Here is a 26,122-nt window from a genome sequence, read left to right as displayed (position 1 = left end):
TACGTAACCCGCGTAGATCTACGCTGAGGCGGTACGACCTGGCACGACGGAGGGAGCGCACATGGCTACCGGTAACCCCCAGGGGAAGAAGCAGCCGCCGGAGGAACAGCGGCTCGGCCCGGTCCTGCGCAGGCGGAGCCAGGTGCAGTCGAGCACCACGGATCAGCGGCTGCTGGACGAGCGTGCTCCCACGGACTGGGTGCACACCGATCCCTGGCGGGTGCTGCGCATCCAGTCGGAGTTCATCGAGGGCTTCGGCACACTGGCCGAACTCCCGCCCGCGATCAGCGTCTTCGGCTCGGCGCGCACGCCGGTGGACTCGCCGGAGTACGAGGCGGGGGTGCGGCTGGGCCGGGGCCTGGTGGAGGCGGGCTTCGCGGTGATCACGGGCGGCGGGCCCGGCGCCATGGAGGCGGCGAACAAGGGCGCGTGCGAGGCGAAGGGCATCTCGGTCGGCCTCGGCATCGAGCTGCCCTTCGAGCAGGGGCTGAACCCGTACGTCGACATCGGGCTGAACTTCCGCTACTTCTTCGTCCGCAAGATGATGTTCGTGAAGTACGCGCAGGGGTTCGTCGTGCTCCCCGGCGGCCTGGGCACCCTCGACGAACTCTTCGAGGCCCTCACCCTGGTGCAGACCCAGAAGGTCACGCGCTTCCCGATCGTCCTGTTCGGCACGGAGTACTGGGGCGGCCTCGTCGACTGGCTCCGCCACACGGTCATCGCCCAGGGCAAGGCAGCGGAGAAGGACCTGCTCCTGTTCCACGTCACGGACGACGTGGAGGAGGCAGTCGCCCTGGTCTCCAAGGAAGCGGGCCGGTAGCTCTCCCCGCCTTGCCCACTTTTTCACTTACCGAGTCGGGTGGTGGGTGGGCATAGGCGGGGTCCAGGGGCGGAGCCCCTGGCGTGGGTGTAGGGGCAGCGCCCCTACGCCAACCCGCGCCGGGCAACGGCAGGCGGACGGTGACCTGCGATCGTCGCCACCATCTCCAGCACCTGCCGCGTCTCCGCCACCTCATGCACCCGGTACACCTGCGCCCCGAGCCACGCCGACACAGCCGTCGTGGCCAGCGTCCCCACCACCCGCTCCTTCACGGGCTTGTCCAGCGTCTCCCCCACGAAGTCCTTGTTGGACAGCGACACCAGCACCGGCCACCCCGTCGCCACCATCTCCCCCAACCGCCGCGTCGCCTCAAGACTGTGCCGCGTGTTCTTCCCGAAGTCGTGCCCCGGATCGATCAGCACCGACTCCCGCGGCACCCCCAGCGACACCGCCCGCTCCGCCAGCCCCACGGTCACCTCGAGAATGTCGGCCATGACATCGTCGTACGTCACCCGGTGCGGCCGCGTCCGCGGCTCCGCCCCACCCGCGTGCGTACACACCAGCCCGGCCCCGTACCGCGCGGCGACCTCCGCCAGCCGCGGATCGACCCCGCCCCACGCGTCGTTCAGCAGATCCGCCCCGGCCTCGCACACGGCCTCGCCGACCTCGTGCCGCCAGGTGTCCACACTGATCACGACCTCGGGGAACCGCCGCCGCACCTCGGCGACGAAACCCACGGTTCGCCGCGCCTCCTCCTCGGCGGTGACCTCCTCGCCCGGCCCGGCCTTCACCCCGCCGATGTCGATGATCGCGGCGCCCTCGGCCACGGCCTGCTCCACGCGTGCGAGGGCCGGCTCGTCGCGGAACGTCGCACCCTGGTCGTAGAAGGAGTCCGGGGTCCGGTTCACGATCGCCATGATCACCGGCTCGTGCGGCTCGAATTCCCGCCTGCCCAGCCTGAGCATCCCCTGTGACCTCTCCTCGTGCGTTCCGGCCTGCGCCTCCGACTGTCAGACTCGCATGGCACGATCGGAGCCACACAATCGGATCCTGCATCCGACACCGACTCGTCCGACCCGTTAGACCCGTCAGACCCGTCCGACCATTCCGCCCATGGGGGATCCAGCGATGGTGATGTTCTTGTTCCTGGTCGTCGCGCTCGCCGTCGTGGTCGCCGCGGTGACCCTCGCCGTGGTGGGCGGCGGCGAGAACGGCCCGCTGCCCGAGGCGGCTCCCGAGCGCCTTCAGGACTCCCTGCCGCCGGACCGGCCGGTCGGCCGGGCGGACGTCGACCGCCTCCGCTTCCCGCTCGTCGCCCGCGGCTACCGCATGGCCGACGTGGACGACGCCCTCGGCCGCCTGGGCGCCGAACTCGCCGAGCGGGACGCCAGAATCGCCGACCTGGAGTCCGCGCTGGCCGGTGCGCGAGCCGCTGCGGCCCATGTGTCGATGGACAAGCCCGCTCCGCGCCAGGAGGACGAGCAGCGATGAGCGACGGCGCCGCGCTCACCGGCCCGGACGGCGCCCCGCGCTGCCCCTGGGCCCTGTCCACCGCGGACTACATCACGTACCACGACGAGGAGTGGGGCCGCCCGGTCCACGGCGACGACGCCCTGTTCGAACGGCTCAGCCTGGAGGCCTTCCAGTCCGGCCTCTCCTGGATCACCATCCTGCGCCGCCGCCCCGGCTTCCGCGCCGCGTTCGCGGACTTCAAGATCGCCACGGTCGCGGAGTTCACCGACGCCGACCGCGAACGCCTGCTGGCCGACGCCGGCATCATCCGCAACCGTGCCAAGATCGACGCCACCCTCGCCAACGCCCGAGTGCTGGCCGAGTGGGCGCCGGGCGAGCTGGACACCCTGATCTGGTCCCATGCCCCGGACCCGTCCACCCGCCCGGCCCCGAAGACCCTGGCCGACGTCCCGGCGGTCACCCCGGAGTCGACCGCACTCTCGAAGGCCCTCAAGAAGCGCGGCCTCCGCTTCGTGGGCCCGACGACGGCCTACGCCCTGATGCAGGCGTGCGGCCTGGTCGACGACCACCTGGAAACCTGCGTGGCCAGAAGCGCCCCGTAGGGGGCGGCGCTACCGCCCCGAGCTCATCGGCCCAGGTACTTCGGCTTCTCCTTGTTCACGAACGCCTGCACAGCGATGGCGTGATCCTCGGACGACCCGGCCCTGGTCTGCAGCTCGTCCTCCTTCTCCAGCGTCTCCTCCAGGGAGTGGGAGAGCCCGTACGCCACCGACTCCTTCAGCGCCGCATACGCCACCGTCGGCCCGTCGGCCAGTCCCCGCGCCACCTTCTCGGCCTCCGCGCGCAGCTCGGCCGCCGGGACCAGGCGGTTCACGACGCCCAGCTCGAACGCCTCCTGCGCGGAGATGCTCCGCGGGAACAGCAGCAGGTCCATCGCCCGGCCGGGACCGATCACCCGCGGCAGCGTCCAGGAGATCCCGGAGTCCGCCGTCAGCGCGACCCCGGCGAACGACGTGTTGAAGGACGCCGTGTCCGCCACGATCCGGTAGTCCGCCGCGAGCGCGAAGCCGAAGCCCGCCCCCGCCGCGACGCCGTTCACCGCGGCGACCACCGGCTTCGGCGCGGCGGCCAGCGCCTTCACGATCGGGTTGTAGTGCTCGCGCACGGTGCTCATCGTCTGGCCCGAACCGCTCTCCCGGTCGGAGGCCAGCAGCCCGATGTGCTCCTTGAGGTCCTGCCCGACGCAGAACGCCCGGTCACCGGCCGCGGTCAGCAGCACGGCCCGTACGGCGTCGTCGTCCGCGGCGGACCGGACCGCGTCGCGGAGGGCGACCTTCGTCGCGACGTTCAGCGCGTTCATCGCCTCCGGGCGGTACAGCGTGATCGTCGCGAGTCCGTCGCTCACCTCGTAGAGCACGGTGTCGGCCATGGCGTATCCCCTCCGTGTGGGCGGCTCGGCACGTACCGGGCGGTACGTCCTGTCTGCAGACAGCATGACGGAGATCGCCGGCCCTGAACCGCGGCCGCCATGTGACCTGCGTCTAACAATTCCTGTTCGTTTTCGTTCCGCGGAACTGTGTGTGGCGGCGCAGTATCGCAGCCACATCGCCGAATTGAGTGGTTTTGCTCGCGCGCGTTGCCCAAGCGATGCCGACTGATGTTGGTCATCGGGTCGCGAGATGCGGGATAATGGCCTGGAAGCAATGTGTTCGATGCCGGTGCGGTGTGTCCTGCCTGAAAAGGGACCGCGGGTGCCCTTCGTGGGCCGTCGGCTGAGACGGTTGAGCTGGGTTTCAGGAAGGGGAACGAGCATGGCGGCCATGAAGCCGCGGACGGGTGATGGCCCGCTCGAGGTGACCAAGGAGGGGCGGGGCATCGTCATGCGCGTTCCGCTCGAAGGCGGCGGTCGGCTCGTCGTCGAGCTGACCCCGGACGAGGCCGACGCACTCGGCGACGCCCTCAAGAAGGTCGTCGGCTGACGCGCAAGCGACCATACCCTTTCAGCCGCCCCGGCGCCGCACCTGGTGCCGGGGCGGCTGTTTGTGCAGGTGGGCGCAGTGGTCCCGACGTCGCCCGGTGCTCCCGCTACCTTTTCACCGCGCACAGCAGTCCGTCACCGACCGGCAGCAGCGACGACACCAGTTCCTGGCTCTCGCGCACCGACCGCACCAGCTCGCGCAGCCGCAGCACCTCCGTGGGCTGCGGCCCCGAGTCGACCGTCCGGCCGTTGGCGAAAACGCCCTCGAAGGCGACCAGGCCGCCCGGACGCAACAGGCGCAACGATTCAGCGAGGTAGTCCTGGTACTCCAGCCGGTCGCCGTCGCAGAACACCAGGTCGTAGCCCGAGTCCGCGAGCCGGGGCAGGACGTCCAGGGCCCGGCCCGGGATGAAACGGGCCCGGTTGGCGGCGAAACCGGCGTCGCGGAAGGCCTGCCGCGCGGACTGCTGGTGCTCCGGCTCCGGGTCGACCGTGGTGAGCACCCCGTCGGGACGCATGCCGTGCAGCAGATGGATCCCGGACACACCGCAGCCGGTGCCGATCTCGGCGACCGCCTTGGCCTCCACCGTGGCGGCGAGCAACCGCAGGGCCGCGCCCGTGCCGGGTGACACCGAGCGCAGCCCTGCCTCGCGGGCCCGGTCGCGGGCCCAGCGCAGTGCGTCGTCCTCGGCGACATAGGCGTCGGCGAACGCCCAGCTCGTCTGCCGGTTGGCGGTAATGACCCTCTCCTGTCCCCGTGGTTGCCTGGGCGTGACTGTATCCGTTGCCGTCGGGAACCCGCAGATGGGACCGGTCGTTTAAAGGGATGAGCAAGGGGTGTGCGCCGTGACGGGGGGTAGGTAGTGGACGAGGACGCCGAGCAAGTGCAGACGCAGTCGTACGAGCCATGGCAGCCCGCATCAAATTCTCGTAAAACCGCTTATCCGGAGCTAACGGGCGAGGTGGCTATGGTAGGGGCTCCACTGGACACCACCAGAGCCGACAGGGGAGGTGCGGCTGCGCCTGTGGATCGCGGAGGAGTGCTGCGGCGCTTCCTCGGATCAGCGGGCAGGCCGAAATCCGTGAACGACACCGCTGCTGACCACAGCCACGCCGCCGGGGCCGCCGACGGCCCGGCCCAGACCGCGAGCTTCTCCACCGACGCGGACGGGCAGGCGTGGACTCCGCCCACCTGGGAGGAGATCGTCAGCATGCACAGCGGCCGGGTCTACCGGCTCGCCTACCGTCTCACCGGCAACCAGCACGACGCCGAGGACCTCACCCAGGAGGTCTTCGTCCGCGTCTTCCGCTCCCTGTCGACGTACACGCCGGGCACCTTCGAGGGCTGGCTGCACCGCATCACCACCAACCTGTTCCTGGACATGGTCCGCCGCAAGCAGCGCATCCGCTTCGACGCGCTCGGCGAGGACGCGGCCGAGCGGCTGGCCAGCAAGGAGCCCACGCCCCAGCAGGTCTTCAACGACGCCCACTTCGACGCGGACGTCCAGCAGGCCCTCGACACCCTCGCCCCCGAGTTCCGCGCCGCCGTCGTGCTGTGCGACATCGAGGGGCTGTCGTACGAGGAGATCGCCGCGACCCTCGGCGTCAAGCTCGGCACGGTCCGGTCCCGGATCCACCGCGGCCGCTCGCAGCTGCGCAAGGCCCTTGCGCACCGCTCGCCGCAGGCCAGGGCGGACCGCCGCTCCTTCGTGCCGCCTGTTCCCGCACTGGGAGGAGGGGGCGCGAGCGCGTGAGCGGTTCACGACCGAAGTCTTCCGAGGGACACCTCGCAGAGCAGCACCTGGGAGACCGACTCTCCGCCCTGGTGGACGGCGAGCTCGGTCATGACGCGCGTGAGCGCGTACTGGCGCATGTCGCCACCTGCGCCAAGTGCAAGGCGGAGGTGGACGCACAGCGCCGCCTGAAGAACGTCTTCGCTCAGGCTGCCCCTCCACCGCCGTCCGAGAGCCTGCTGGCGCGCCTGCAGGGCCTTCCGGGGGGCGGCGACCTCGACGGCGGCGGTTCGCCGCTGGGCGGGGGGCTTCCGGGCGGCACCTCCGGTGTGTTCGGAGCCAAGCGCGGCGAGCGTTTCGAGTTCGCGTATGCCCCGACGCGGCGGCACGCGCCCGCACCGGCGCTGGGCCCGTCGCCGGACCGCGCCTTCCGCATCCACGACGTGAGCCGGCCCGAGCACGACCGGGCGTCCTCACGCGGGCTGAGGTTCGCGTTCGTCGCCGCCGGAGCGGTGTCGCTGGCCGCGATCGCGCTCGGCGGCGTCAGCACCATCACCCCGACCGACGCGGAGGCACGCGGCTCGGGCAAGGGCAGCAATGTGACCCCGGTGCGCACCCAGGGCACCGGCGCGGCCGTCGCGTCCGAGACACAGCGGCGCCGTGGCACCGGACCGATGCTCGGCCAGATCCACGGCGCCCAGAGCACGCTCGGTGACGTCCCGGCCGCCCCCACCGTGGTCGCGGCACCGCTGCTGCCGGGGATCCCGCAGGGCGACGGCACACCGATGCTGGGCGACGCGGCGCCCGTGTCCCCGCTGATACGTCCGCTCAGCGCGACCCCGCCGCCGGTGCTGACCGCATGGGCCACGTCCGGGATCAAGGCCCCGGACCTGCTGCCGACGGCCAGTCCCGCGGCGTCCTCCCGTACGGTCCGCTGACTCTCCCCTGCGCACGGGCGCGCGAACCTGATTGAATCCAGGAGGCGCGCCCAGGCTCAGCCGGGCGGAGCCACGGAGTCGATGATCTGCGGCCTGCGCCGACGTGCCGGGCCGCGACCAGCTGCGGGGAGAGCATGAACGAGGGGAAGCCGGGCCCGTCGGGGGAGCGGAAGGGCGCGCCTGAGCCGGCATCGCCCCGGACCACCGACGGCGACTTCGAACTGGCCCGACCGGCCCGACCCCAGCCGCCCGCCTCCCACGAGGGCGACTACGAACTCGACCGCCCGAGGGGCCCTGTCCCCCGTGCACCGGAGCCCCCGGCCGACGGGTTGTCCGACGAGCAGCGGCCCGTGCCCCCGGCAGGGTCCCCTGAACCTGCGGCTCCGGCGCCCGTGGAGGCCGAGCGCGAGTCCGTCACGGCGGAGGCAGGGTCGGCATCGACCGCGCCGGCGTTCGCGGATGCGGAGGCCGCGGCGCCGGCTGCCGCAGCGGACGGGGAGGCCGGGCCGCAGGTCTCGGCGGAGGCGGAGACGGCGGCGGTGTCCGTGTCGTCCGCGTCGCCCACGCCCCTCAGCACGTCCGCCGGCCCGCGGGCCGAGCAGCCGAAGCCGTTGCACGACCCCGACCCCTACGGCACCCCGCCGTACGGTGAACCCGGGCCCTGGGCTCCCGCGCCGCCGGTGCAGCACCCCGCGACGACACCGGCCCACGGCATGGTGGTCCCGCCCCCCGTGCCGCCCCACCCGTCCTCGCCCCAGGGCACTCACGGCCAGGTCCCCGCTCCGAGCGGCGCGTCCTCTCCCGCAGCGCCGATTCCCGCACAGGGCGCACCCGCCTCGACGCCCGGCGTGCCCGCGCAGGCCCCGGGCGGGCCCGCCGTGAGCGCCCACACCCCGGCGCCCGGCATTCCCGCGCAGGGCTCCGGCACCCACGCCCCGGCGCCCGGCGTCCCGGCGCCGACGCCCGGCCCCGGCCCGGTGGACGGGCCAGTCGGCGGGGTCTCCGGTGCGCCGGATCCCTGGGGGCGGTACGACCCCTGGGCCGTTGCCGCTGCGGCTGCTCCGCTGCAGCTGAGCGGGGAGCCGCTCGAGACCGAGGAGCGGCGGCGTAAACGGCGCGCGAGGGTGCTGGTCGGGGCGCTGCTGGTGTTCGCGGTGGTGTGCGGGCTGGTCGGCGGGCTCGTCGGGGCCTATCTCGAGCGCAACGGCGGTGTGGGAGCAGTCGAGCTGCCGCAGGCCGGGAAGGAGGACGCCGGGCGGGAGCCCGGGAGCGTCGCCGGGATCGCCGCGCAGGCGTTGCCCAGCGTGGTCACCCTGCATGTCAGCGGCGGCGGAGAGGCCGGCACCGGCACCGGCTTCGTGCTCGACACGCGAGGGCACATCCTGACCAACGACCACGTCGTGGAGCCCGCCGGAGACGGCGGCGAGATCACCGTGACCTTCCACAGCGGCGACACCGCCGAGGCGACCGTCATCGGCCGGGACAGCGGCTACGACCTCGCCGTCGTGAAGGTGAAGGGCGTCCGCGGGCTCGCCCCGCTGCCCCTCGGCAACTCCGACAACGTGCAGGTCGGCGACCCCGTCGTCGCCATCGGCGCCCCCTTCGACCTCGCCGGCACCGTCACCTCCGGCATCATCAGCGCAAAGGAGCGGCCCATCACCGCGGGCGGCGAGGAGGGCGACGGCAGCGACGTGTCGTACGTCGACGCCCTGCAGACGGACGCCCCGATCAACCCGGGCAACTCCGGTGGCCCGCTGCTCGACGCCAAGGCCCGCGTGATCGGCATCAACTCCGCCATCCGCTCCGCCGGCAGCGGCGCCGACACCGACGGCGGCCAGGCCGGTTCCATAGGGCTCGGCTTCGCCATCCCCATCAACCAGGGCAAGCGCGTCGCCGAGGAGTTGATCAACACCGGGAAGGCGACCCACCCGGTGATCGGCATCACCCTCGACATGGAGTACACCGGTGACGGCGCCCGCGTCGGCACCAAGGGCAGCGACGGCGGCCCGCCGGTCTCCACCGGTGGCCCCGGCGACAAGGCCGGGATCAAGGCCGGCGACGTCATCACGAAGGTCGACGGCCGGCCCATCCACTCCGGTGAGGAGCTCATCGTCAAGACCCGCGCCCACCGCCCCGGCGACCGCCTGGAGCTCACCCTGGAACGGGACGGCAAGGAGCGCACGGTCTCGCTCGTGCTCGGCTCCTCGGACGGCGAGTGATCCGGCGGCCAGGGAAACGTACGGGTTCGGCGCAGTACCGGTCGTACAGGATGGCCGGGTACCGTGGACCCGGCCCGAAGGCATCGCGAGGAGCTTGCAGTGTTCAATGACATAGGACCGCTCGAGCTGGTCACGCTCATCATCCTCGCCGTGCTCGTCTTCGGTCCCGACAAGCTCCCCAAGGTCATCCAGGACGTCACGCGCACCATCCGGAAGATCCGCGACTTCTCGGAGAGCGCCAAGCAGGACATCAGGCAGGAGCTCGGCCCGGAGTTCAAGGACTTCGAGTTCGAGGACCTCAACCCCAAGACGTTCATCCGCAAGCAGCTGGACAACGACGACCTGGGGCTCAAGGAGATCCGCAACGGCTTCGACCTGAAGAAGGAGATGGCCGAGGTCACGGACGCCGTCCACGGCCGCGACTCCGACACCGGGTCGTCAGCCTCCGCCTCGGGTTCGTCCGGCGGCAAGGTCGAGATGACCAAGCGGCCGGCGAGCGCGGACGAGCGGCCGCCGTACGACGCGGACGCCACCTGACGCCTGCCGGCGCGCTGACCGTACCGGTGCCGCGCCGAGCAGCGCCTGCGCCCGGCGCACGCCCCCGCGTACGTGATGCGTTTCATACGTCGCCCGGGCTGCGCACGGCCTGATCCGGACGTCCGCGCGACCCACGCGCCGGGCGGTTTCCGGCCGCGTGCCGACGGGGTGGCTATGCTGCCGAGTTGTTGTGCGGATCGGACGAGTACGCCCGTAGGGGGGCGGGCCGCCCGGTCCGACGAGAGCGAGGAGGCGTCCGGGATCATGGAGACGACGAGTCGGGCAGTCGCGCAGGCGCCGGCCGCGGAGGACGGACCACAGGTCAACCCCGCCCGGCGTACGGTCGACGACTACCTGCGCGCGCCCTTCCCTTGGTACGGCCTCGACGAGGCGTTCACGGGGCCGCGCTGGCTGATGCAGGTCGGTACGGCGGCCGACGGAGCCGTCGAGCACGGGTCGATCGGGCACGGTGACGAGCCCTCGGTGCGCAACGAGCACGCCGCCGGGTCCGGTCAGGACGTCAAGGAGAAGTTCGCGGTCGTGGTGACCGTCGCCGCGAATCCGGTGCGGCGCAGCGCCGACGGCACGGGGCTGCTGGAGGCCACGTCGGTGTCCTCCGCGGCCTGGCTCGCGGGTGTGGGGCTGCTGTCGTTCACCTGGCCGGGGCAGATGGACCATTCCCTGCGGGACGACTGGCTGGAGCAGCAGACGGAGACGGCGTGGGCGCTGGCCGACGATCTGTCAGGGCCGGAGTGGTCGACGCTGTCGCTTCCGGTGGACGGGGTGCCCACGCCGTTCCACTACCGGGAGTCCGAGTTCGGGTGGGTGCTGGCCGGGTCCACGCAGGCGGGCGTGCATGTGGGGGCGTACGGGCGGGGGATGAGTGCGTACGGGTTGGGATTCGCCGCGGTGAAGGACGTTGCGGCGTACGCATGAGTGAGGGGCGCCGGTCGGATTTCGGCGCCCCTTCGCCGTAGGGCCTCGTGAGCGTGGGCGGCTGCGGGTTGTGTGTGGCTGGTCGCGCAGTTCCCCGCGCCCCTTACGGGGCGCTTCCACCCACGTCTCTCAGAACTTGTTCCGCGGTGTGATCCCCAGCGACATGCCCGACAGGCCGCGCTGGCGGCCGCCCAGCTTGCCCGCGATGGCGCGCAGGGCCGAGCCGGCCGGGGAGTCCGGGTCGGTGAGGACCACCGGCTTGCCCTCGTCGCCGCCCTCGCGGAGGCGGACGTCGATGGGGATGTTGCCGAGGACGGGGACGCTGGCGCCCGTCGTACGGGTGAGGCCGTCGGCGACGACCTGGCCGCCGCCCGTGCCGAAGACGTCGACCATCTCGCCGCAGTGCGGGCAGGGCAGGCCGGACATGTTCTCGACCACGCCGACGATCTTCTGGTGGGTCTGGACGGCGATGGAGCCGGCCCGCTCGGCCACCTCGGCCGCCGCCTGCTGCGGGGTCGTGACGACCAGGATCTCGGCGTTCGGGACCAGTTGGGCGACGGAGATCGCGATGTCGCCGGTGCCGGGCGGCAGGTCCAGCAGCAGGACGTCCAGGTCGCCCCAGTAGACGTCCGCCAGGAACTGCTGGAGCGCGCGGTGCAGCATCGGTCCGCGCCAGACGACGGGGGCGTTGCCCGGGGTGAACATGCCGATGGAGATGACCTTCACGCCGTTGGCGGACGGCGGCATGATCATGTTCTCGACCTGGGTCGGACGGCCGTCGGCGCCCAGCATGCGCGGCACGCTGTGGCCGTAGATGTCGGCGTCCACGACACCGACCTTCAGGCCGTCGGCCGCCATCGCCGCCGCCAGATTGACCGTCACCGAGGACTTGCCGACGCCGCCCTTGCCGGAGGCGACCGCGTACACGCGGGTGAGGCTGCCGGGCTTGGCGAAGGGGACCTCACGCTCGGTCTGGCCGCCGCGCAGGGCGTTCGCCAGCTCCTTGCGCTGCTCGTCGCTCATCACGTCCAGCGTGACGTCGACGCGGGTGACGCCGTCGACCCGGGAGACCGCGTCCGTCACGCGCTGGATGATGGTCTCGCGCATGGGGCAGCCGGAGACCGTCAGGTACACGGTGACCGCGACCGCTCCGTCCGCGCCGATCTCCACCGATTTGACCATCCCGAGCTCGGTGATGGGCCGGTTGATCTCGGGGTCGTTCACCGTCGCCAGTGCCTCGCGCACCGCGTCTTCCGTAGCCATGAGAACGATGGTACGGCGCCCGGTACACCGGCCGGTAAGCCCTTCAGTGGTCGCCTGCGTCACGTCCCGGCGGCCGTTGTGCCCGCATGGCCGGGAGTGTCCCGTTGTGCTCCCGGTGTCCGTTGTGCCGTTCCTCCAGCTCCTTGACCAGATCCTGCAGCTCCGAGCGGATCCAGTCGCGCGTCGCCACCTCGCCGAGCCCGATCCGCAGGGCGGCGATCTCCCGGGTCAGATACTCGGTGTCCGCGATCGAGCGCTCGTTCTGCTTGCGGTCCTGCTCCAGATTGACCCGGTCGCGGTCGTCCTGCCGGTTCTGCGCGAGCAGGATCAGCGGCGCGGCGTAGGAGGCCTGCAGGGACAGGGCCAGGGTCAGGAAGATGAACGGGTACTCGTCGAACCGCACCGACTGCGGCATGAGCGTGTTCCACACGACCCAGATGATGATCGTGACCGTCATCCAGACCAGGAACCGCCCGGTGCCGATGAACCGCGCGATGCGCTCCGACAGCCGCCCGAAGGCCTCGGGGTCCCACTCGGGCAGGATCCGCCGCCGGGGCGGGCGCGGCTGGTCCAGGCGGGGCACCCGGGGCCGTCCGGCGGCGGTGGCACCGGAGGGCAGACGCTCGCGCACGCCGTCGCGCTCAGGCCCCATCCGTCACCACCCCCTCGTCGAGATGGAACTCGGTCTCCCGCCAGTCCTCGGGCAGCATGTGGTCCAGTACGTCGTCCACGGTCACGACACCCAGCAGCGAGCCCGCCTCGTCGACCACCGGCGCCGCCACCATGTCGTACGCCGCGAAGAACCCGGCGACCACGGGCAGCGCCGCGTCCGGCTCCAGGGGCTGCAGATCGTCGTCCAGGATCGAGCTGACCAGGGTGTACGGGGGGTCGCGCAGCAGCCGCTGGAAGTGCACCGTGCCGAGGTACTTGCCCGTCGGTGTCTCGTCGGGCGGGCGGCAGACGTAGACCTGGGCGGCGAGGGCGGGGGACAGGTCGGGGTTGCGGACCCGGGCGAGGGCCTCGGCGACGGTCGCGTCCGGGCGTAGAACGATCGGCTCCGTCGTCATCAGACCGCCCGCGGTGTGCTCCTCGTACGCCATCAGGCGCCGCATGTCGGCCGCGTCGCCGGGCTGCATCAGGCTCAGCAGCCGCTCCTTGTCCTCCTCGGGCAGCTCGGCGAGCAGGTCGGCCGCGTCGTCAGGGTCCATGGCCTCCAGCACGTCCGCGGCGCGCTCCTCCTTCAGCTTGCCGAGGATCTCGATCTGGTCGTCCTCGGGCAGCTCCTCCAGCACGTCGGCCAGCCGGTCGTCGTCGAGGGCGGCGGCGACCTCGGCGCGCCGCTTGGGGGAGAGGTGGTGCAGCACGTTGGCCAGGTCGGCGGGGCGCAGCTGCTCGAAGGTGGCGAGCAGGTTCTCGGCGCCCTGCCCGTGCTCCTCCAGCGAGAAACCCGTCACGGCGGACCACTCGACGGTCAGCGTCTCGCCCTTGCTGCGCCGGAACGCCCCGCCCTTCCTGCCCTTGCGCACGAAGACCCGGTCGATCTCCCAGTCCCGGCGGGCCGGCAGCTGATGCACCGACAGATCGAGGACGGTGACCTCCTCGCCGCTCTCCACGAGCGTCACCCGGCGGTCCAGCAGCTCCCCGAACACCAGCCGCTCGGTGGGCCGCTGCTCGAAGCGCCGCACATTGAGCACGCCGGTGGTGATGACCTGCCCGGACTGCACGGCCGTCACCCGGGTCATGGGCAGGAAGATGCGCCGCCGGGTGGCGAGTTCGACGACGAGGCCGAGCAGCCTCGGCGGTCGCCGGCCGACCCGCAGCATCACGACCAGATCGCGCACCCGCCCCACCTGGTCGCCGGTCGGGTCGAAGACGGCGACACCGGACAGGTGTGAGACGAAGAACCGGGGGGCGCCCGCTGCCATGGCCGCGGCTCCTTTTCGTGCGGGGTGTTCGTTACGGGTACTGCCTGCTGCGTTTGTTTTCCGAATTGCCCGCTCGGGTGGGCTTCAGGCTAGCCCGTCCCGATCGGCCGTGCTCTCGCGGCCGGTCCGGACGGACTGGCTCCGTCCGCGTCGTGCGACCCCGGTACCCTGCGGTACGCCGTTCAGGTCCCCCGTCAGAGAGGCAGCCGCACCTGTGATTCCGATCTCCCAGGGCCGTCCGCGCTGGGCCGCGCCGGCGCTCGCCGTCTGCGCGCTGCTCGTGACGGGGACGGCGCTCGCGGGGTGCTCCGAGGATCCGAACGAGGGCACCAACGGCGTCGGCAAGCTGCCCGCCGAGGAGATCCAGAGCCGGACGCAGAAGGCCGCCGCGTCGGTCGACACGGTCCGGCTGCACGGCACGGTGGTCACCAGCGGCCGCACGTACAGGCTCGACATGCGCGTGAAGTCCGAGGGCGGCATCGGGTCGGTCACCACCGAGGGCGAGACGTTCCGCCTGCTGCGGGTCGGCGACGAGCTCTTCCTGAAGGCCGGTGCCGAGTTCTGGGGGCAGGACGACGGCAAGGGCGAGGACGGCGACGGGAGCAAGGCGGACGTGGCGGCGGCCGAGAAGCTGGCCGAGAAGTATGTGAAGGTGCCGCAGGGCGACCCCTCGTACAAGAAGTTCAGCGGTTTCACGGACAAGGACGTGCTCCTCGGCGGTCTGCTGACCCTGCACGGCAAGCTGGCCACGGACGGCCACCACGAGCAGGCGGGCGTGCGCACCATCCGCATCACCGGCGACGACGGCTCCGGCGGCACCCTCGACGTCTCCCTCGAGGGCAAGCCGTATCCGCTGCGCCTGGTGCGGGCCGGCGAGGCGGGCACCCTCACCTTCTCGGCCTGGGGCGCCGACTTCCCCCTGACGAAGCCGTCCAAGGACGAAACCCTGGACTACGGCAAGCAGCTCCCGAGCTCGTAGCCGCAGCCGTCCGCAGCTGCACAGGGCCCTAGCTGCGCTTGCGCTTCTTCCGGGCCAGCAGCTTGGGCAGGGCCGCCGGGATCGGGCGGCGGGTCGTCGCCGGGGAGGGGAGCGGGGGCTCGGACAGGGAGCCGTCGGGGAGCGGGGCCGTCGCCCCGGTGGGCTCCAGGCGCAGCACCCGGCACTCGCGGGCCCACCGCTCGGTCATCGCCTCGCCGTCGGGTGCGTTGAGCCGCTTGCCCTTGAGCTCGGCGACCGCTGCCGTCCACTCCTCGCCGCCGGAGGGCAGCTCGACCACCTGCGCGGTCCAGGAGATCAGCCGGCCGCCCTTGTCCTTGCTGCGGACCGTCACCTCGGCCTGTGCGCCGTCGGCCAGTCCCGGCAGCGGCTGCTCCCCGGTGCCGTCGCCGACGACACAGGCGGCACCCTCGTGCCACACGTGCCACAGCGCGCGGGCCGCCGGAGCACCGGGCCCGCGCACCCAGATGAGGCCGGACTTCTTCGTGGCCTCCTCGATGAGGGCCCGGTCGAGCAGCTCGCTTGTCATGCGCTCAGCCTATCCAGCGGCCCTCAGAGCCAGCCGTTGCGCTTGAGCGTGCGGTGGATGCCGAAGCAGATCGACACCGTGACGGCCATGATCATCGGGTAGCCGTACCGCCAGTGCAGCTCCGGCATGTGGTCGAAGTTCATGCCGTACACCCCGCACACCATGGTCGGCACGGCGATGATGGCGGCCCACGAGGTGATCTTGCGCATGTCCTCGTTCTGCGCCACGGACGCCTGCGCGAGGTTGGCCTGGAGGATGGAGTTCAGCAGTTCGTCGAAGCCGATGACCTGCTCCTGCACCCGGGCCAGGTGGTCGGCGACGTCCCGGAAGTACTTCTGGATGTCCGGGTCGATCAGCCGCATCGGCCGCTCGCTCAGCAGCTGCATCGGCCGCAGCAGCGGCGACACCGCCCGCTTGAACTCCAGCACCTCACGCTTGAGCTGGTAGATCCGCCCGGCGTCGGTGCCGCGCGGGGTGCCCTTGCGGCCCGGCGAGAACACCTCCGTCTCCACCTCGTCGATGTCGTCCTGCACCGCGTCGGCGACCGCGATGTAGCCGTCGACGACGTGGTCGGCGATGGCGTGCAGCACGGCGGAGGGGCCCTTGGCGAGCAGCTCGGGGTCGTCCTGGAGGCGGTGCCTGAGGGCACGCAGGGAGCCCTGGCCGCCGTGGCGGACGGTGATGAAGAAGTCCCGGCCGGTGAAGCACATCACCTCGCCGGTCTCGACGACCTCGCTGCTGGAGGTGAGCCGGTCGTGGTCGATGTAGTGGATGGTCTTGAAGACCGTGAACAGCGAGTCGTCGTAGCGCTCCAGCTTGGGCCGCTGGTGGGCCTGGACGGCGTCCTCCACGGCCAGCGGGTGCAGCCCGAACTCGCGGGCGATCCCGGCGAATTCGGCCTCGGTCGGCTCGTGCAGTCCGATCCACACGAAACCGCCGTCGCGGCGGACGAGGCGCATCGCCTCGTGCGGGGTGAGCGTTCCCTCGGTCTCGATGCGCCGGCCGTCGCGGTAGACGGCGCAGTCGACGACGGCCGTGGTGGTCGCCGGGTCGCGCGTGGTGTCGTACGGGCCGCTGTCCTTGCGCAGCGAGACACGGGAGGGACGGACCACGGCACGCAGGTCGCGAATCATCGACATGGCGGGCTCCTTCGCAGGCGGGCAACGAAAGGCGCCGGTACGACGGGTGGAACAACCCGGAATGAGGACGTCCGTGAACTGGCGGATGTTTGGCACGTCCACAAAGCGGGGAGCACCGCACCGTCGCGGTGGCGAGCTTCGTCGCTGATACAGCTACTGGGGCAGATCAGGCAGAACGAAACGAAGTGCTCTTCCGTTGAAGAACGCGAATGCGAGAGGTGGCAGCCAGAACGAAGCGGCTACATCAGCGGGCGGAAGAGCGGGTGATACTGCACGGTCGACTTCGGTCCATGTCAGCCTCACCTCCTCCGGCCGGTCCCTCGTGAGGGACGATCCACAATCCCCTGGGGGATTCCCCCGTAGACGGGGAGAGTCACATAGGCGTCGGGGCTCGAACCCGCGACGCTTCTGCGTGCTGCCCCGACCGGCCAAGAGTATCAGCCGACCGGTGTGTCAAGGCGCTGCTTTGCCCGGACCTGACGAGTTCTATGCTCGCGGCATGGCTGATGTTCTTCCTCTGGTCGAAGCCCGGTTGCGTACGGCGCTGGGCGAACCGGACGCGCGTGCGGCGGTCACCTTCCTGGGCACGGACCGCATCGAGGTGCTGCGTTTCACCGAGGGCGACATCGTGCGCTACGCCACTCTGGGCATGTCCGCGCAGCCCATGTCCGACCCCACCGCGATGCTCGCCGACCCGGTCAAGGGACCGCGCGCCGAGCTGGTGCTGTCCGTCCGCGCGGGGCTCGCGGACACCGACAAGGTGCTCCGCCCGCTCGCCGTGCTCGCCGCGTCCCCGCAGGTCGAGGGCGTGGTCGTGGCGCCCGGCGCCTCGCTCGACGTCGGTGAACCGCTGTGGCCGGGCGCCCCGTTCACCTCGGTGCTGGTCGCCGAGCCGGGCGGCCTGGTGGAGGACCTGGAGCTGGACGAGCCGCTCGATCCCGTGCGGTTCCTGCCGCTGCTGCCGATGACCCCGAACGAGGCCGCGTGGAAGCGGGTGCACGGAGCACAGGCCCTTCAGGAGCGCTGGCTGAGCAGCGGGACGGACCTGCGGGATCCCGTCCGCAGGTCCGTCGCGCTGGACTGAGCAGCGGCGTGAGCAAACTCACCAACATCCGTGCCGGTACTGCTCAGTTGGCGAACACCGCGACGCCGTCCTCGGTGGCGTGGCGCGGCTGGAGTTCCTCGGCCTCGTTCGTGAGCGCCTTGCGCCGTACGACCACCACCAGGGCACCCAGCACCGCCGTGACCGCCGCCACCACGAACGGGATGTGGACGTCGCTCCACTCCTCGATCTTCGGCGCGAAGTAGGGCGCCGCCGCGGCGGCGAACCAGCGCACGAAGTTGTACCCGGCGCTCGCGACCGGCCGGGGCGCGTCCGACACGCCCAGCGCCAGTTCGGTGTACACGGTGTTGTTCACCCCGATGAGGGCGCCGGACAGGACGGTGCAGACGACGGCGGTGGTGTGGTCGCCGTACCCGAGCACGAGCACGTCGGCCGCGAGCAGCAGCAGCGAGCCGCCCAGCACCGTGAGCGAACCGAAGCGCTTCTGCAGGCGCGGCGCCACGATCACCGAGAACACGGCGAGCAGCACACCCCAGGCGAAGAAGACCGCGCCGGAGCGGTACGGCGACATGTCCAGCACGAACGGCGTGAAGGCCAGCACGGTGAAGAACGTGTAGTTGTAGAAGAACGCGGAGACCGCCGCCGAGGCCAGTCCGCCGTGGCCGAGCGCCCGGATCGGGTCCAGCAGCGAGGTCCTGCGCGCCGGCTTGGGCTGCTCCTTCAGGAACACCATGATGCACAGGAAGCCGATCGCCATCAGGACGGCCGTGCCGAAGAAGGGGTAGCGCCAGCTCGCGTCGCCGAGCAGCGCGCCCAGCAGCGGGCCGCACGCCATGCCGAGCCCGAGGGCGGACTCGTACAGCAGGATCGCCGCCGCGCTGCCCCCGGCCGCCGCGCCGACGATGACGGCGAGGGCCGTCGAGACGAAGAGCGCGTTGCCGAGGCCCCAGCCGGCGCGGAAGCCGACCAGTTCGCCGACCGACGACGAGGTGCCGGACAGGCCGGCGAAGACCACGACCAGTGCGAGGCCGAGCAGCAGGGTCCGGCGGCCGCCGATCCGGCTGGAGACGAAGCCGGTCACCAGCATCGCGAGTGCGGTGATGAGGAAGTACGAGGTGAACAGCAGGGAGACCTGTCCGGCCGAGGCGTCGAGGCCCTCCGCGATGGAGGGCAGGATCGGGTCGACGAGCCCGATCCCCATGAAGGCGACGACGGACGCACCGGCGGTCGCCCACACGGCTCCCGGCTGCCTGAGGATGCTTCCGGCTCCCGCTTCGAAGGGATCCACTGGCGTGCTCCAATCCCGGGGCATGGATGGGTGGTAGGTGCACACAATAAGTTAGCTCAGCTAATTAATGTAAGTTACATCTATTTTTCCGGGGTCCGGTTCCCTCCGGTCGGGTGATCGTCCTTGACGTGGCGCGGCAGAGCTAGGACCGTGGGGCTCTATGAGGGGCGAACCCAGTTGCCCGAAGTGTGGTGGCCGGGTCAGGGCTCCCGGCCTCTTCTCCGATGCGTGGCAGTGCGATGTGCACGGAACCGTGCATCCGCTCCAGCCCGTGCTGCCGCCGAGCGTCGAGGCTCTCAACGTCGTGGTGCATCGCACGAAGGTGCCGGTGTGGATGCCGTGGCCGCTGCCCGTGGGCTGGCTGTTCACGGGGGTGGCGAGCGCGGGCGACGACCGCAGTGGCGGGCGTGCCACGGCCGTCGCCTGCACCGGGCCCGGACCTCTCGGGGGGATGGGCGAGCTGATCCTGGTGGCCGAGGAGCTCGGCGTCGGGCTCGGCGCCCGGTACGCGGGCATCGACGGCCCCGACCCGGGCCCGTATCTGAACGTCGAGAAACCGGCCCAGACCAAGGTGCTCGCCGCCGGCCGCCCCACCCCGCTCTGGCATGTCTCCAAGACGCCGGACGACCGTGCCGTCTTCGCGGGCGAGGCCCTCGGGATGTGGCTGTGGGCGGTGGTGTGGCCCGAGCAGTCCGGACTGCTGATGTACGACGAGCTGGTGCTCACCGACCTGCGCGACGCCGGCGCCGAGGTGGAGCTGGTGCCCTGCGGGGCGCTGTCACCGAGGCTGCTGGAGACCTAGAGGTCCGCACAGGGATGCGTAGGGGGCGCAGGGCGGGTTCGGGTGTGACAGGGGTGATGGAAAATCCGGTTATCCTGAAGCGTCCCCGTCCGTCCGTCACCCGCTTGGAGTAATGCGTCGTGCGTATCGATCTGCACACTCACTCCACCGCGTCCGACGGCACGGACACGCCCGCCGACCTTGTCCGCAAGGCGGCGGCCGCCGGGCTCGACGTCATCGGGCTGACCGACCACGACACCACCCGCGGACACGCAGAGGCCCTCGCCGTGCTGCCCGCGGGGCTCACGCTGGTCACCGGCGCCGAACTCTCCTGCCGGCTCGACGGCATCAGCATGCACATGCTGGCCTACCTGTTCGACCCCGAGGAACCGGCGCTGCTCGCCGAGCGTGAGCTGGTCCGGGACGACCGGGTGCCGCGGGCCAAGGGCATGATCGCCAAGCTGAACGCACTGGGCGTCCCGGTCACCTGGGAGCAGGTGGCACGGATCGCCGGCCAGGGTTCGGTCGGCCGCCCGCACATCGCCACCGCCCTGGTCGAGCTGGGCGTCGTGCCCAGCGTGAGCGACGCCTTCACCGAGGAGTGGCTGGCCGACGGCGGCCGGGCGTACGTCGAGAAGCACGAGACCAACCCCTTCGACGCGCTGCGGCTCGTCAAGGGCGCGGGCGGGGTCGCCGTGTTCGCCCACCCGGCCGCCAGCAAGCGGGGCCGTACCGTCCCGGAGTCGGCGATCGCGGACCTCGCCGAGGCGGGCCTCGACGGCATCGAGGTCGACCACATGGACCACGACCCCGACACCCGGGCCCGGCTGCGCGGCCTCGCCAAGGAACTGGGCCTGCTGGTGACCGGCTCCAGCGACTACCACGGCAGCCGGAAGACCTGTGTGCTCGGCGAGTTCATGACGGACCCCGAGGTGTACGGCGAGATCACGCGGCGCGCGACCGGCGCGTTCCCGGTTCCGGGGACGGGCGGGGCCTGAGCCCCCACCCCCGCGCCCACCTCACCCCCGCTCATCCCCAGCAAGGCACTCATGTTCGACGTCGCCGTCTTCGGCTCTCTGTTTCTGACCCTTTTTGTCATCATGGATCCCCCCGGGATCACCCCGATCTTCCTCGCCCTGACCTCCGGCCGGCCCGGCAAGGTGCAGAAGCGGATGGCGTTCCAGGCCGTCTGCGTCGCCGGTGGGGTCATCACCGTGTTCGGCCTGCTCGGGCACCAGATCCTCGACTATCTGCATGTCTCGGTCCCGGCGCTGATGATCGCGGGGGGACTGCTGCTCCTGCTGATCGCGCTGGACCTGCTCACCGGCAAGACCGACGAGCCCAAGCAGACCAAGGACGTCAATGTCGCCCTGGTCCCGCTGGGCATGCCGCTGCTGGCCGGTCCCGGCGCGATCGTGTCGGTCATCCTGGCCGTGCAGAAGGCCGACTCCGTCGCCACTCAGGTGTCGGTGTGGTCGGCGATCCTCGCCATCCATGTCGTGCTGTGGCTGGTGATGCGGTACTCGCTGCTGATCATCCGGGTCATCAAGGACGGCGGCGTGGTGCTGGTGACCCGCCTCGCGGGCATGATGCTCTCCGCGATCGCCGTGCAGCAGATCATCAACGGGGTCACCCAGGTGATCCAGGGCGCCTGATCCCCGTCGCGGTGCCGGTCGTCGGTGTTACGAGGCGGCCGGCAGGTCGGCCGGGCGGATCCACAGGCGCTGCCCGATGGCGGCGGCCTGCTGGACGATGCTGTTGACGGACGCGGCGTCCACGATGGTGGTGTCCACGGGCGTGCCGTCGATGTCGTCGAGTCGCATGATCTCGAAGCGCATAGGTCCCCTCTCGTTCTGGATGGGTCGTTCTGTACGTATGCAACGAGCTGTGCTGTGCAAACATTCCCTACGCTAAAGAAATTTTTCGATCGGCTAAATACTGACCGGTAAGTGTTCGGTGCGAGACCGATCGGGACCGGTTGTGTTCGCAGCGTGACCGCCGGGACAATGGAGCCGATGAACGACGACCTCGCGGCCACCAACGCCCGAATCGACCGCACGAACGAGCTGCTCGAGCGCATGCTCGCCGAGGTGGCGAAGACGCCCTCGACGCACGCGATCTTCGTCGACGCCGGCTATCTGTACGCGGCGGCCGGGCGGCTCGTGGCCGGCACCGAGGACCGCCGGGCCTTCGACCTCGACGCCGAGGGCCTCATCGACGCGCTGATCGACCGGGCCCGCACCATCTTCGCGGACAGCAGGCTGCTGCGCGTCTACTGGTACGACGGCGCCAGGCGCCGCATCCACACCGCCGAGCAGCAGTCCATCGCCGAGCTCCCGGACGTCAAGGTCCGCCTCGGCAATCTCAACGCGAACAACCAGCAGAAGGGCGTCGACTCCCTGATCCGCACCGACCTGGAGTCACTCGCCCGGCACCGGGCCATCAGCGACGCCGCCCTGCTCGGCGGCGACGAGGACCTGGTCTCGGCCGTGGAGGCGGCCCAGGGTTACGGCGCCCGCGTCCACCTGTGGGGCATCGAGGCCCCGGAGGGCCGCAACCAGGCCGAGCCGCTGCTCTGGGAGGTCGACAGCCAGCGCACCTTCGACCTGGACTTCTTCAAGCCGTACGTCTCCCGGCGCACCGCCGCCACCTACGAGGCCACGGTGGGCAGGCCCACCCGGGACGACGTCCGCTTCGTCGGCGCGCAGATCGCCGCCAAGTGGCTCGCCGCCCGCGGCCGGGACACCCTCGTCGAGCTGCTGCCCGGCCATCCGTACCTGCCCGGCTCGGTCGACCAGGACCTGCTGGTGGAGGCGGAGGGTCTGCTCCAGTACTCCCTGCGCGGCCAGGCGGATCTGCGGCGGGCGCTGCGGGACGGGTTCTGGGACCACTTGCAGGCGCAGTACTAGCACGCTGCCGGCGGTGAGGCGGGGCTACCGGGGGAGTGCGTCCCAGAAGTCCGCGAGGGCCCGGGCGGTCGCCTCGGGCCGGTCGGCGTTCGGGGAGTGCTCGGCGCCCTCGATGACCGAGCGGTGCGCGGTCAGCCGTACGGCCATGTCGTCGAGGTCCGTCACGGGCCAGGTGTCGTCCCGCGCCCCGGACAGGACGTGGAACGGCAGCGGCACGGCGGCGAGTTCGGCGACCCGGTCCGGCTCCGTGCACAACTGACGTCCTGTTGCGAGGAGTTGTGCGGGGCTGGTGCGCAGCCAGCGGCGGCGCAGCAGCTCGGGTCCGCCGATTCCGCGCGCCGGGCCGCCGACCTCCTCCGGCGGACCCATGGCCAGGATCGCCTGCCAGCACTCCTCCATCGACATCACCGCGAGCGCGTCCCGCAACAGCTTCACGCGCTGCTCCTGCGAGACGGAGATGCGGCCCGGCCCGGAGGCCATGAGGGTGAGTGAGCGGAAGGGGGAGTGGTCCAGCAGGACGGCGCGACGGGCGATCAGCCCGCCGAGCGAATGCCCGACCAGGTGCACCCGCTCCCCGAGCGCCTCCACCTGCGCGAGCACGTCCCGCGCCAACTCGCCCAGTGCGTAGGCGGACTCGTCGTCCGGACCCTCCGACTCGTGCTGCCCCCGCCCGTCCACCGCGATGCTCCGGTACCCGCGTGCGGCGAGCGGCTCGTGCATCAGCGTGAAGTCCTCTTTGCTGCCGGTGTATCCGGGCAGCAGCAGCACGGTGCCCTTCGCCTCCGCCTCGGCGGGCACCTCGACGTCCACGACGGCGAACTCGCCGCGCGTGGTGTGCAGTTGGTACGACTCGGCGCTGGGCGCGTGGTGGCTGGTCACGGGGTGAGAGTAGCGGGCGCCGGTGTCGCGGACACGCCCACGGCCCGGCCCCACGGTGTGGGGGACCGGGCCGTGGGGTGGTGGGTCAGCCCTCCGTGGGCTCCGCGGCGGCCGTGGTGGCCTTGCGGGTGCGGCGGGTCCTGGGCTTGGCCTCCGCCGCTTCCGCCTGGGCCGGGATGTCGGCGACGGCGGCGACGGGCTCGGCTGCCTCGGCGGCCTTGCGGGTGCGGCGGCGCGGCTTGGCCTCGGCGGTCTCCGTCGCCTCCGTCGTGCCCGGCGCGGCCTCGGCAGCGGTGGCCGCCGTCTTCCGCGTGCGGCGCGGCTTGGCCTCGGCCGTGGCCTCCGGATCCTGTGCGGCGGTGGTCGCCTTGCGGGTCCGGCGGGTCCTGGGCTTGGCCTCCGCCGCTTCCGCCGTGTCGACGCTCGCCTCCGCCTTGGCGGCGGTCTTGCGCGTACGACGCGGCTTGGGCTGCTCCGTCTCCGGCTCCTGTGCGGCCTGGGCCGGGATGTCGGCGACGGCGGCAACCGGCTCGGCTGCCTCGGCGGCCTTGCGGGTGCGGCGGGTCCTGGGCTTGGCCTCCGCCGCTTCCGCCGTGTCGAGCGCGGCCTCGGCAGCAGGGGCTGCCGTCGCCTTGCGGGTCCGGCGGGGCCTGGTCTGTGCGGCCTCCGTGGCCTCGGCCGTGTCGACGCTCGCCTCCGCCTTGGCGGCGGTCTTGCGCGTACGACGCGGCTTGGGCTGCTCCGTCTCCGTGACCTCGGCCTGCTCGGTCACCGTCTCCGCCTTCGCCGCGGTCTTGCGGGTGCGGCGAGGCCTGGTCTCCGCGGCCTCGGGAGCCTCGGCCGGCTCGGTGGCCTGCGTGGCGCCCTCGGCCGTGTCGACCGCGGTCTCGGCGGCGGACTTCCGGGTACGGCGGCGGCGCGGCTCGGCGGCGGGAGCCTCGGACTCCGCGACCACCACCGTGTCCGTGGCCGCCACGGTGTCCGTGGTCACCGGGGCTTCCGTGGTCACCGGGGCCTGGGTGTTCGACGGCGTGTCGACCGCCGGGGTCACCGCGGCCGTCGTGTCGGCCGCTGCCGTCTCCGCCGAGCGGCGGGTGCGGCGGCGACGCGCCTTCGCCGGGCTCTCGGGGGCGTCCTGCGCCGTGCCCTCGGCCGTGTCGACCGCGGCTTCAGCCGCCGGTGCCGCCTCGGCCGGGACTCCGCCGCGCATACGGCGACGACGGCGCGGGGTGCGGGGAGCGGAGTCCGCCTCCGCCTCACCGGTGTGCTCGGCGACCGGCGCCGCGGCCTGCTGCTGAGCCGCCTCGTCCAGCGGCGTACCACCGCGCATACGGCGGCGACGGCGCGGCGTACGGTCCGGACGCTCGCGCTCGCGCTCGGCGGAGCGGGCCTCGCCCCGGCCACCGCGTCCGCGCGGGCCACGGCCGCCCGGCTCGCCCAGGTCCTCCAGCTGTTCGGCGTCGAGACCCGCACGGGTCCGCTCCGAGCGCGGCAGGACACCCTTGGTGCCCTCGGGGATACCGAGGTCGCTGAACAGGTGCGGCGACGTCGAGTACGTCTCCGGCGGGTCGCTGAAGTCCAGCTCCAGCGCCTTGTTGATCAGCTGCCAGCGTGGGATGTCGTCCCAGTCGACCAGCGTGATCGCCGTACCCTTCGCGCCCGCGCGGCCCGTGCGGCCCACCCGGTGCAGGTACGTCTTCTCGTCCTCAGGCGTCTGGTAGTTGATGACGTGCGTCACACCTTCGACGTCGATGCCGCGTGCGGCGACGTCGGTGCAGACGAGCACGTCCACCTTGCCGTTGCGGAAGGCGCGCAGTGCCTGCTCGCGGGCGCCCTGGCCGAGGTCGCCGTGGACCGCGCCGGAGGCGAAACCGCGGCGCTGGAGCTGCTCGGCGATGTCGGCGGCCGTCCGCTTCGTGCGGCAGAAGATCATCGCGAGACCGCGGCCCTCGGCCTGCAGTATGCGGGCGACCATCTCCGGCTTGTCCATGGAGTGCGCGCGGTAGACGAACTGCTTGATGTTCGCGACCGTGGCGCCCTCGTCGTCCGGCGCGGTGGCGCGGATGTGCGTCGGCTGCGACATGTAGCGGCGGGCGAGACCGATGACCGCGCCCGGCATGGTGGCCGAGAACAGCATGGTCTGGCGCTTCGCCGGGAGCAGGTTGATGATCTTCTCGACGTCGGGCAGGAAGCCCAGGTCGAGCATCTCGTCGGCCTCGTCGAGGACGAGCGCGCGCACGTGCTTGAGGTCGAGCTTCTTCTGCCCGGCGAGGTCGAGCAGCCGGCCGGGGGTGCCGACGACCACGTCGACGCCCTTCTTCAGCGCGTCGACCTGGGGCTCGTACGCCCGGCCGCCGTAGATCGCGAGGACGCGCACATTGCGCACCTTGCCGGCGGTCAGCAGGTCGTTGGTGACCTGCGTGCACAGCTCGCGGGTGGGGACGACGACCAGCGCCTGCGGGGCGTCGGTGAGGTCCTCGGGCTTCGCGCGGCCCGCTTCGACGTCGGCGGGGACGGTGACGCGCTCGAGGAGCGGAAGGCCGAAGCCGAGCGTCTTTCCGGTGCCGGTCTTGGCCTGGCCGATGACGTCCGTGCCCGAGAGGGCCACGGGGAGCGTCATCTCCTGGATGGGGAAGGGGGTGATGATGCCGACGGCCTCCAGGGCCTCGGCGGTCTCGGGGAGGATCCCGAGCTCTCGGAACGTCGTAGTCAGGG

General features: G+C 71.7%; 27 protein-coding genes. 15 read left to right on the top strand and 12 right to left on the bottom strand.

Going from position 1 to position 26,122, the window contains the following annotated elements:
• Positions 1-61: 61 nt before the first annotated feature.
• Positions 62-820, top strand: a complete 759-nt coding sequence (locus AB0412_RS29840) for a TIGR00730 family Rossman fold protein (protein WP_366405700.1) — start codon at positions 62-64, stop codon at positions 818-820.
• A 104-nt stretch (positions 821-924) separates the two neighbouring features.
• Here AB0412_RS29840 and folP read toward each other — a convergent pair whose 3' ends face one another.
• Positions 925-1,785 carry a dihydropteroate synthase gene (gene folP, locus AB0412_RS29835; protein WP_366405699.1) on the bottom strand — a complete coding sequence of 287 codons (861 nt, stop codon included), beginning with the start codon at positions 1,783-1,785 and terminating at the stop codon, positions 925-927.
• A gap of 163 nt (positions 1,786-1,948) precedes the next feature.
• Between folP and AB0412_RS29830 the strand changes: the two genes are divergently transcribed.
• Both AB0412_RS29830 and AB0412_RS29825 read left to right on the top strand, forming a co-directional pair.
• Positions 1,949-2,311, top strand: coding sequence for a DivIVA domain-containing protein (locus AB0412_RS29830; RefSeq protein WP_366405725.1), 363 nt, complete (start codon positions 1,949-1,951; stop codon positions 2,309-2,311).
• Positions 2,308-2,895 (top strand): DNA-3-methyladenine glycosylase I, encoded by a 588-nt coding sequence (locus AB0412_RS29825; RefSeq protein ID WP_366405698.1) that lies wholly within the window; start codon positions 2,308-2,310, stop codon positions 2,893-2,895. Before AB0412_RS29830 ends, AB0412_RS29825 begins: the two co-directional genes overlap by 4 nt.
• Before the next feature lie 23 nt (positions 2,896-2,918).
• Here the strand turns inward: AB0412_RS29825 and AB0412_RS29820 are convergent, their stop codons facing one another.
• Positions 2,919-3,722: an enoyl-CoA hydratase-related protein gene (locus AB0412_RS29820; RefSeq protein WP_366405697.1), complete on the bottom strand. Its 804-nt coding sequence runs from the start codon at positions 3,720-3,722 to the stop codon at positions 2,919-2,921.
• 382 nt (positions 3,723-4,104) lie between these two features.
• On the opposite strand from AB0412_RS29820, the gene AB0412_RS29815 reads away from it, so the two are divergent.
• Positions 4,105-4,272 carry a DUF3117 domain-containing protein gene (locus AB0412_RS29815; RefSeq protein WP_003966491.1) on the top strand — a complete coding sequence of 56 codons (168 nt, stop codon included), beginning with the start codon at positions 4,105-4,107 and terminating at the stop codon, positions 4,270-4,272.
• Between the two features lie 106 nt (positions 4,273-4,378).
• Here the strand turns inward: AB0412_RS29815 and AB0412_RS29810 are convergent, their stop codons facing one another.
• Positions 4,379-5,077 (bottom strand): O-methyltransferase, encoded by a 699-nt coding sequence (locus AB0412_RS29810; RefSeq protein ID WP_366405724.1) that lies wholly within the window; start codon positions 5,075-5,077, stop codon positions 4,379-4,381.
• A gap of 162 nt (positions 5,078-5,239) precedes the next feature.
• Between AB0412_RS29810 and sigE the strand changes: the two genes are divergently transcribed.
• The 5 genes from sigE to AB0412_RS29785 all read left to right on the top strand — a co-directional run bounded on the left by sigE (position 5,240) and on the right by AB0412_RS29785 (position 10,634).
• Entirely contained in the window at positions 5,240-6,025 is a 786-nt protein-coding gene (sigE, locus tag AB0412_RS29805) for an RNA polymerase sigma factor SigE (protein WP_366405696.1), read from the top strand.
• A complete protein-coding gene (locus tag AB0412_RS29800; protein ID WP_366405695.1) occupies positions 6,022-6,942 on the top strand; it encodes a zf-HC2 domain-containing protein in 921 nt (306 codons plus the stop codon). The genes sigE and AB0412_RS29800 overlap by 4 nt, the downstream gene beginning before the upstream one ends.
• A gap of 134 nt (positions 6,943-7,076) precedes the next feature.
• Positions 7,077-9,161: a trypsin-like peptidase domain-containing protein gene (locus AB0412_RS29795; protein WP_366405694.1), complete on the top strand. Its 2,085-nt coding sequence runs from the start codon at positions 7,077-7,079 to the stop codon at positions 9,159-9,161.
• A 99-nt stretch (positions 9,162-9,260) separates the two neighbouring features.
• Positions 9,261-9,698: a sec-independent translocase gene (locus AB0412_RS29790; protein WP_366405693.1), complete on the top strand. Its 438-nt coding sequence runs from the start codon at positions 9,261-9,263 to the stop codon at positions 9,696-9,698.
• A gap of 264 nt (positions 9,699-9,962) precedes the next feature.
• Complete coding sequence (locus AB0412_RS29785) at positions 9,963-10,634, top strand: hypothetical protein (protein ID WP_366405692.1); 672 nt, start codon at positions 9,963-9,965, stop codon at positions 10,632-10,634.
• A 129-nt stretch (positions 10,635-10,763) separates the two neighbouring features.
• Here AB0412_RS29785 and AB0412_RS29780 read toward each other — a convergent pair whose 3' ends face one another.
• The 3 genes from AB0412_RS29780 to AB0412_RS29770 are packed head-to-tail and all read right to left on the bottom strand — an operon-like array spanning position 10,764 to position 13,822.
• Positions 10,764-11,897, bottom strand: a complete 1,134-nt coding sequence (locus AB0412_RS29780; protein ID WP_366405691.1) for an Mrp/NBP35 family ATP-binding protein — start codon at positions 11,895-11,897, stop codon at positions 10,764-10,766.
• 43 nt (positions 11,898-11,940) lie between these two features.
• Positions 11,941-12,549: a DUF1003 domain-containing protein gene (locus AB0412_RS29775; RefSeq protein WP_366405690.1), complete on the bottom strand. Its 609-nt coding sequence runs from the start codon at positions 12,547-12,549 to the stop codon at positions 11,941-11,943.
• A complete protein-coding gene (locus AB0412_RS29770) occupies positions 12,539-13,822 on the bottom strand; it encodes a CBS domain-containing protein (protein ID WP_366405689.1) in 1,284 nt (427 codons plus the stop codon). Before AB0412_RS29770 ends, AB0412_RS29775 begins: the two co-directional genes overlap by 11 nt.
• Positions 13,823-14,036: 214 nt before the next feature.
• Between AB0412_RS29770 and AB0412_RS29765 the strand changes: the two genes are divergently transcribed.
• The gene (locus AB0412_RS29765) at positions 14,037-14,801 is read left to right on the top strand and encodes a hypothetical protein (RefSeq protein WP_366405688.1); all 765 of its coding nucleotides are present in this window, start codon (positions 14,037-14,039) and stop codon (positions 14,799-14,801) included.
• Between the two features lie 28 nt (positions 14,802-14,829).
• On the opposite strand, the gene AB0412_RS29760 is transcribed toward AB0412_RS29765, so the two are convergent.
• Both AB0412_RS29760 and AB0412_RS29755 read right to left on the bottom strand, forming a co-directional pair.
• Positions 14,830-15,348, bottom strand: coding sequence for a hypothetical protein (locus tag AB0412_RS29760; protein ID WP_366405687.1), 519 nt, complete (start codon positions 15,346-15,348; stop codon positions 14,830-14,832).
• Positions 15,349-15,371: 23 nt separating this feature from the next.
• Positions 15,372-16,487: a magnesium and cobalt transport protein CorA gene (locus AB0412_RS29755; RefSeq protein ID WP_366405686.1), complete on the bottom strand. Its 1,116-nt coding sequence runs from the start codon at positions 16,485-16,487 to the stop codon at positions 15,372-15,374.
• 499 nt (positions 16,488-16,986) lie between these two features.
• On the opposite strand from AB0412_RS29755, the gene AB0412_RS29750 reads away from it, so the two are divergent.
• Positions 16,987-17,571, top strand: coding sequence for a suppressor of fused domain protein (locus tag AB0412_RS29750; RefSeq protein ID WP_366405685.1), 585 nt, complete (start codon positions 16,987-16,989; stop codon positions 17,569-17,571).
• 43 nt (positions 17,572-17,614) lie between these two features.
• Here the strand turns inward: AB0412_RS29750 and AB0412_RS29745 are convergent, their stop codons facing one another.
• The gene (locus AB0412_RS29745; RefSeq protein ID WP_366405684.1) at positions 17,615-18,838 is read right to left on the bottom strand and encodes an MFS transporter; all 1,224 of its coding nucleotides are present in this window, start codon (positions 18,836-18,838) and stop codon (positions 17,615-17,617) included.
• Positions 18,839-18,998: 160 nt separating this feature from the next.
• On the opposite strand from AB0412_RS29745, the gene AB0412_RS29740 reads away from it, so the two are divergent.
• From AB0412_RS29740 to AB0412_RS29730, 3 genes are all read left to right on the top strand, one after another.
• Complete coding sequence (locus AB0412_RS29740; protein WP_366405683.1) at positions 18,999-19,640, top strand: DUF6758 family protein; 642 nt, start codon at positions 18,999-19,001, stop codon at positions 19,638-19,640.
• Between the two features lie 119 nt (positions 19,641-19,759).
• The gene (locus tag AB0412_RS29735) at positions 19,760-20,617 is read left to right on the top strand and encodes a PHP domain-containing protein (protein ID WP_366405682.1); all 858 of its coding nucleotides are present in this window, start codon (positions 19,760-19,762) and stop codon (positions 20,615-20,617) included.
• 51 nt (positions 20,618-20,668) lie between these two features.
• Complete coding sequence (locus AB0412_RS29730; protein ID WP_366405681.1) at positions 20,669-21,274, top strand: MarC family protein; 606 nt, start codon at positions 20,669-20,671, stop codon at positions 21,272-21,274.
• Between the two features lie 27 nt (positions 21,275-21,301).
• Here AB0412_RS29730 and AB0412_RS29725 read toward each other — a convergent pair whose 3' ends face one another.
• Positions 21,302-21,457: a hypothetical protein gene (locus tag AB0412_RS29725; protein ID WP_366405680.1), complete on the bottom strand. Its 156-nt coding sequence runs from the start codon at positions 21,455-21,457 to the stop codon at positions 21,302-21,304.
• A 177-nt stretch (positions 21,458-21,634) separates the two neighbouring features.
• On the opposite strand from AB0412_RS29725, the gene AB0412_RS29720 reads away from it, so the two are divergent.
• Positions 21,635-22,528: an NYN domain-containing protein gene (locus AB0412_RS29720; protein WP_366405679.1), complete on the top strand. Its 894-nt coding sequence runs from the start codon at positions 21,635-21,637 to the stop codon at positions 22,526-22,528.
• Positions 22,529-22,552: 24 nt separating this feature from the next.
• Here AB0412_RS29720 and AB0412_RS29715 read toward each other — a convergent pair whose 3' ends face one another.
• Both AB0412_RS29715 and AB0412_RS29710 read right to left on the bottom strand, forming a co-directional pair.
• The gene (locus AB0412_RS29715; protein ID WP_366405678.1) at positions 22,553-23,407 is read right to left on the bottom strand and encodes an alpha/beta hydrolase; all 855 of its coding nucleotides are present in this window, start codon (positions 23,405-23,407) and stop codon (positions 22,553-22,555) included.
• An 85-nt stretch (positions 23,408-23,492) separates the two neighbouring features.
• Positions 23,493-26,027 carry a DEAD/DEAH box helicase gene (locus tag AB0412_RS29710; protein WP_366405677.1) on the bottom strand — a complete coding sequence of 845 codons (2,535 nt, stop codon included), beginning with the start codon at positions 26,025-26,027 and terminating at the stop codon, positions 23,493-23,495.
• Positions 26,028-26,122: the final 95 nt, after the last annotated feature.

It is taken from the genome of Streptomyces sp. NPDC052012, from assembly GCF_040689265.1.
Lineage (GTDB): Bacteria > Actinomycetota > Actinomycetes > Streptomycetales > Streptomycetaceae > Streptomyces.
The sequence above is the reverse complement of the archived record's forward strand: the minus strand, read 5'-3'. Positions and strand labels throughout refer to the sequence as shown.

What these genes read in the sequence shown, in the direction of transcription:
- AB0412_RS29720 (WP_366405679.1), top strand. Translation starts at nt 21,635, where the DNA reads ATGAACGACGACCTCGCGGCCACCAACGCCCGAATCGACCGCACGAAC.
- AB0412_RS29740 (WP_366405683.1), top strand. Translation starts at nt 18,999, where the DNA reads ATGAGGGGCGAACCCAGTTGCCCGAAGTGTGGTGGCCGGGTCAGGGCT.
- AB0412_RS29775 (WP_366405690.1), bottom strand. Translation starts at nt 12,549, where the DNA reads ATGGGGCCTGAGCGCGACGGCGTGCGCGAGCGTCTGCCCTCCGGTGCC.
- AB0412_RS29795 (WP_366405694.1), top strand. Translation starts at nt 7,077, where the DNA reads ATGAACGAGGGGAAGCCGGGCCCGTCGGGGGAGCGGAAGGGCGCGCCT.
- AB0412_RS29825 (WP_366405698.1), top strand. Translation starts at nt 2,308, where the DNA reads ATGAGCGACGGCGCCGCGCTCACCGGCCCGGACGGCGCCCCGCGCTGC.
- AB0412_RS29755 (WP_366405686.1), bottom strand. Translation starts at nt 16,487, where the DNA reads ATGTCGATGATTCGCGACCTGCGTGCCGTGGTCCGTCCCTCCCGTGTC.
- AB0412_RS29815 (WP_003966491.1), top strand. Translation starts at nt 4,105, where the DNA reads ATGGCGGCCATGAAGCCGCGGACGGGTGATGGCCCGCTCGAGGTGACC.
- AB0412_RS29820 (WP_366405697.1), bottom strand. Translation starts at nt 3,722, where the DNA reads ATGGCCGACACCGTGCTCTACGAGGTGAGCGACGGACTCGCGACGATC.
- AB0412_RS29840 (WP_366405700.1), top strand. Translation starts at nt 62, where the DNA reads ATGGCTACCGGTAACCCCCAGGGGAAGAAGCAGCCGCCGGAGGAACAG.
- sigE (WP_366405696.1), top strand. Translation starts at nt 5,240, where the DNA reads ATGGTAGGGGCTCCACTGGACACCACCAGAGCCGACAGGGGAGGTGCG.
- AB0412_RS29760 (WP_366405687.1), bottom strand. Translation starts at nt 15,348, where the DNA reads ATGACAAGCGAGCTGCTCGACCGGGCCCTCATCGAGGAGGCCACGAAG.
- AB0412_RS29830 (WP_366405725.1), top strand. Translation starts at nt 1,949, where the DNA reads ATGGTGATGTTCTTGTTCCTGGTCGTCGCGCTCGCCGTCGTGGTCGCC.
- AB0412_RS29780 (WP_366405691.1), bottom strand. Translation starts at nt 11,897, where the DNA reads ATGGCTACGGAAGACGCGGTGCGCGAGGCACTGGCGACGGTGAACGAC.
- AB0412_RS29770 (WP_366405689.1), bottom strand. Translation starts at nt 13,822, where the DNA reads ATGGCAGCGGGCGCCCCCCGGTTCTTCGTCTCACACCTGTCCGGTGTC.
- folP (WP_366405699.1), bottom strand. Translation starts at nt 1,785, where the DNA reads ATGCTCAGGCTGGGCAGGCGGGAATTCGAGCCGCACGAGCCGGTGATC.
- AB0412_RS29710 (WP_366405677.1), bottom strand. Translation starts at nt 26,027, where the DNA reads ATGACGCTCCCCGTGGCCCTCTCGGGCACGGACGTCATCGGCCAGGCC.
- AB0412_RS29730 (WP_366405681.1), top strand. Translation starts at nt 20,669, where the DNA reads ATGTTCGACGTCGCCGTCTTCGGCTCTCTGTTTCTGACCCTTTTTGTC.
- AB0412_RS29785 (WP_366405692.1), top strand. Translation starts at nt 9,963, where the DNA reads ATGGAGACGACGAGTCGGGCAGTCGCGCAGGCGCCGGCCGCGGAGGAC.
- AB0412_RS29725 (WP_366405680.1), bottom strand. Translation starts at nt 21,457, where the DNA reads ATGCGCTTCGAGATCATGCGACTCGACGACATCGACGGCACGCCCGTG.
- AB0412_RS29750 (WP_366405685.1), top strand. Translation starts at nt 16,987, where the DNA reads ATGGCTGATGTTCTTCCTCTGGTCGAAGCCCGGTTGCGTACGGCGCTG.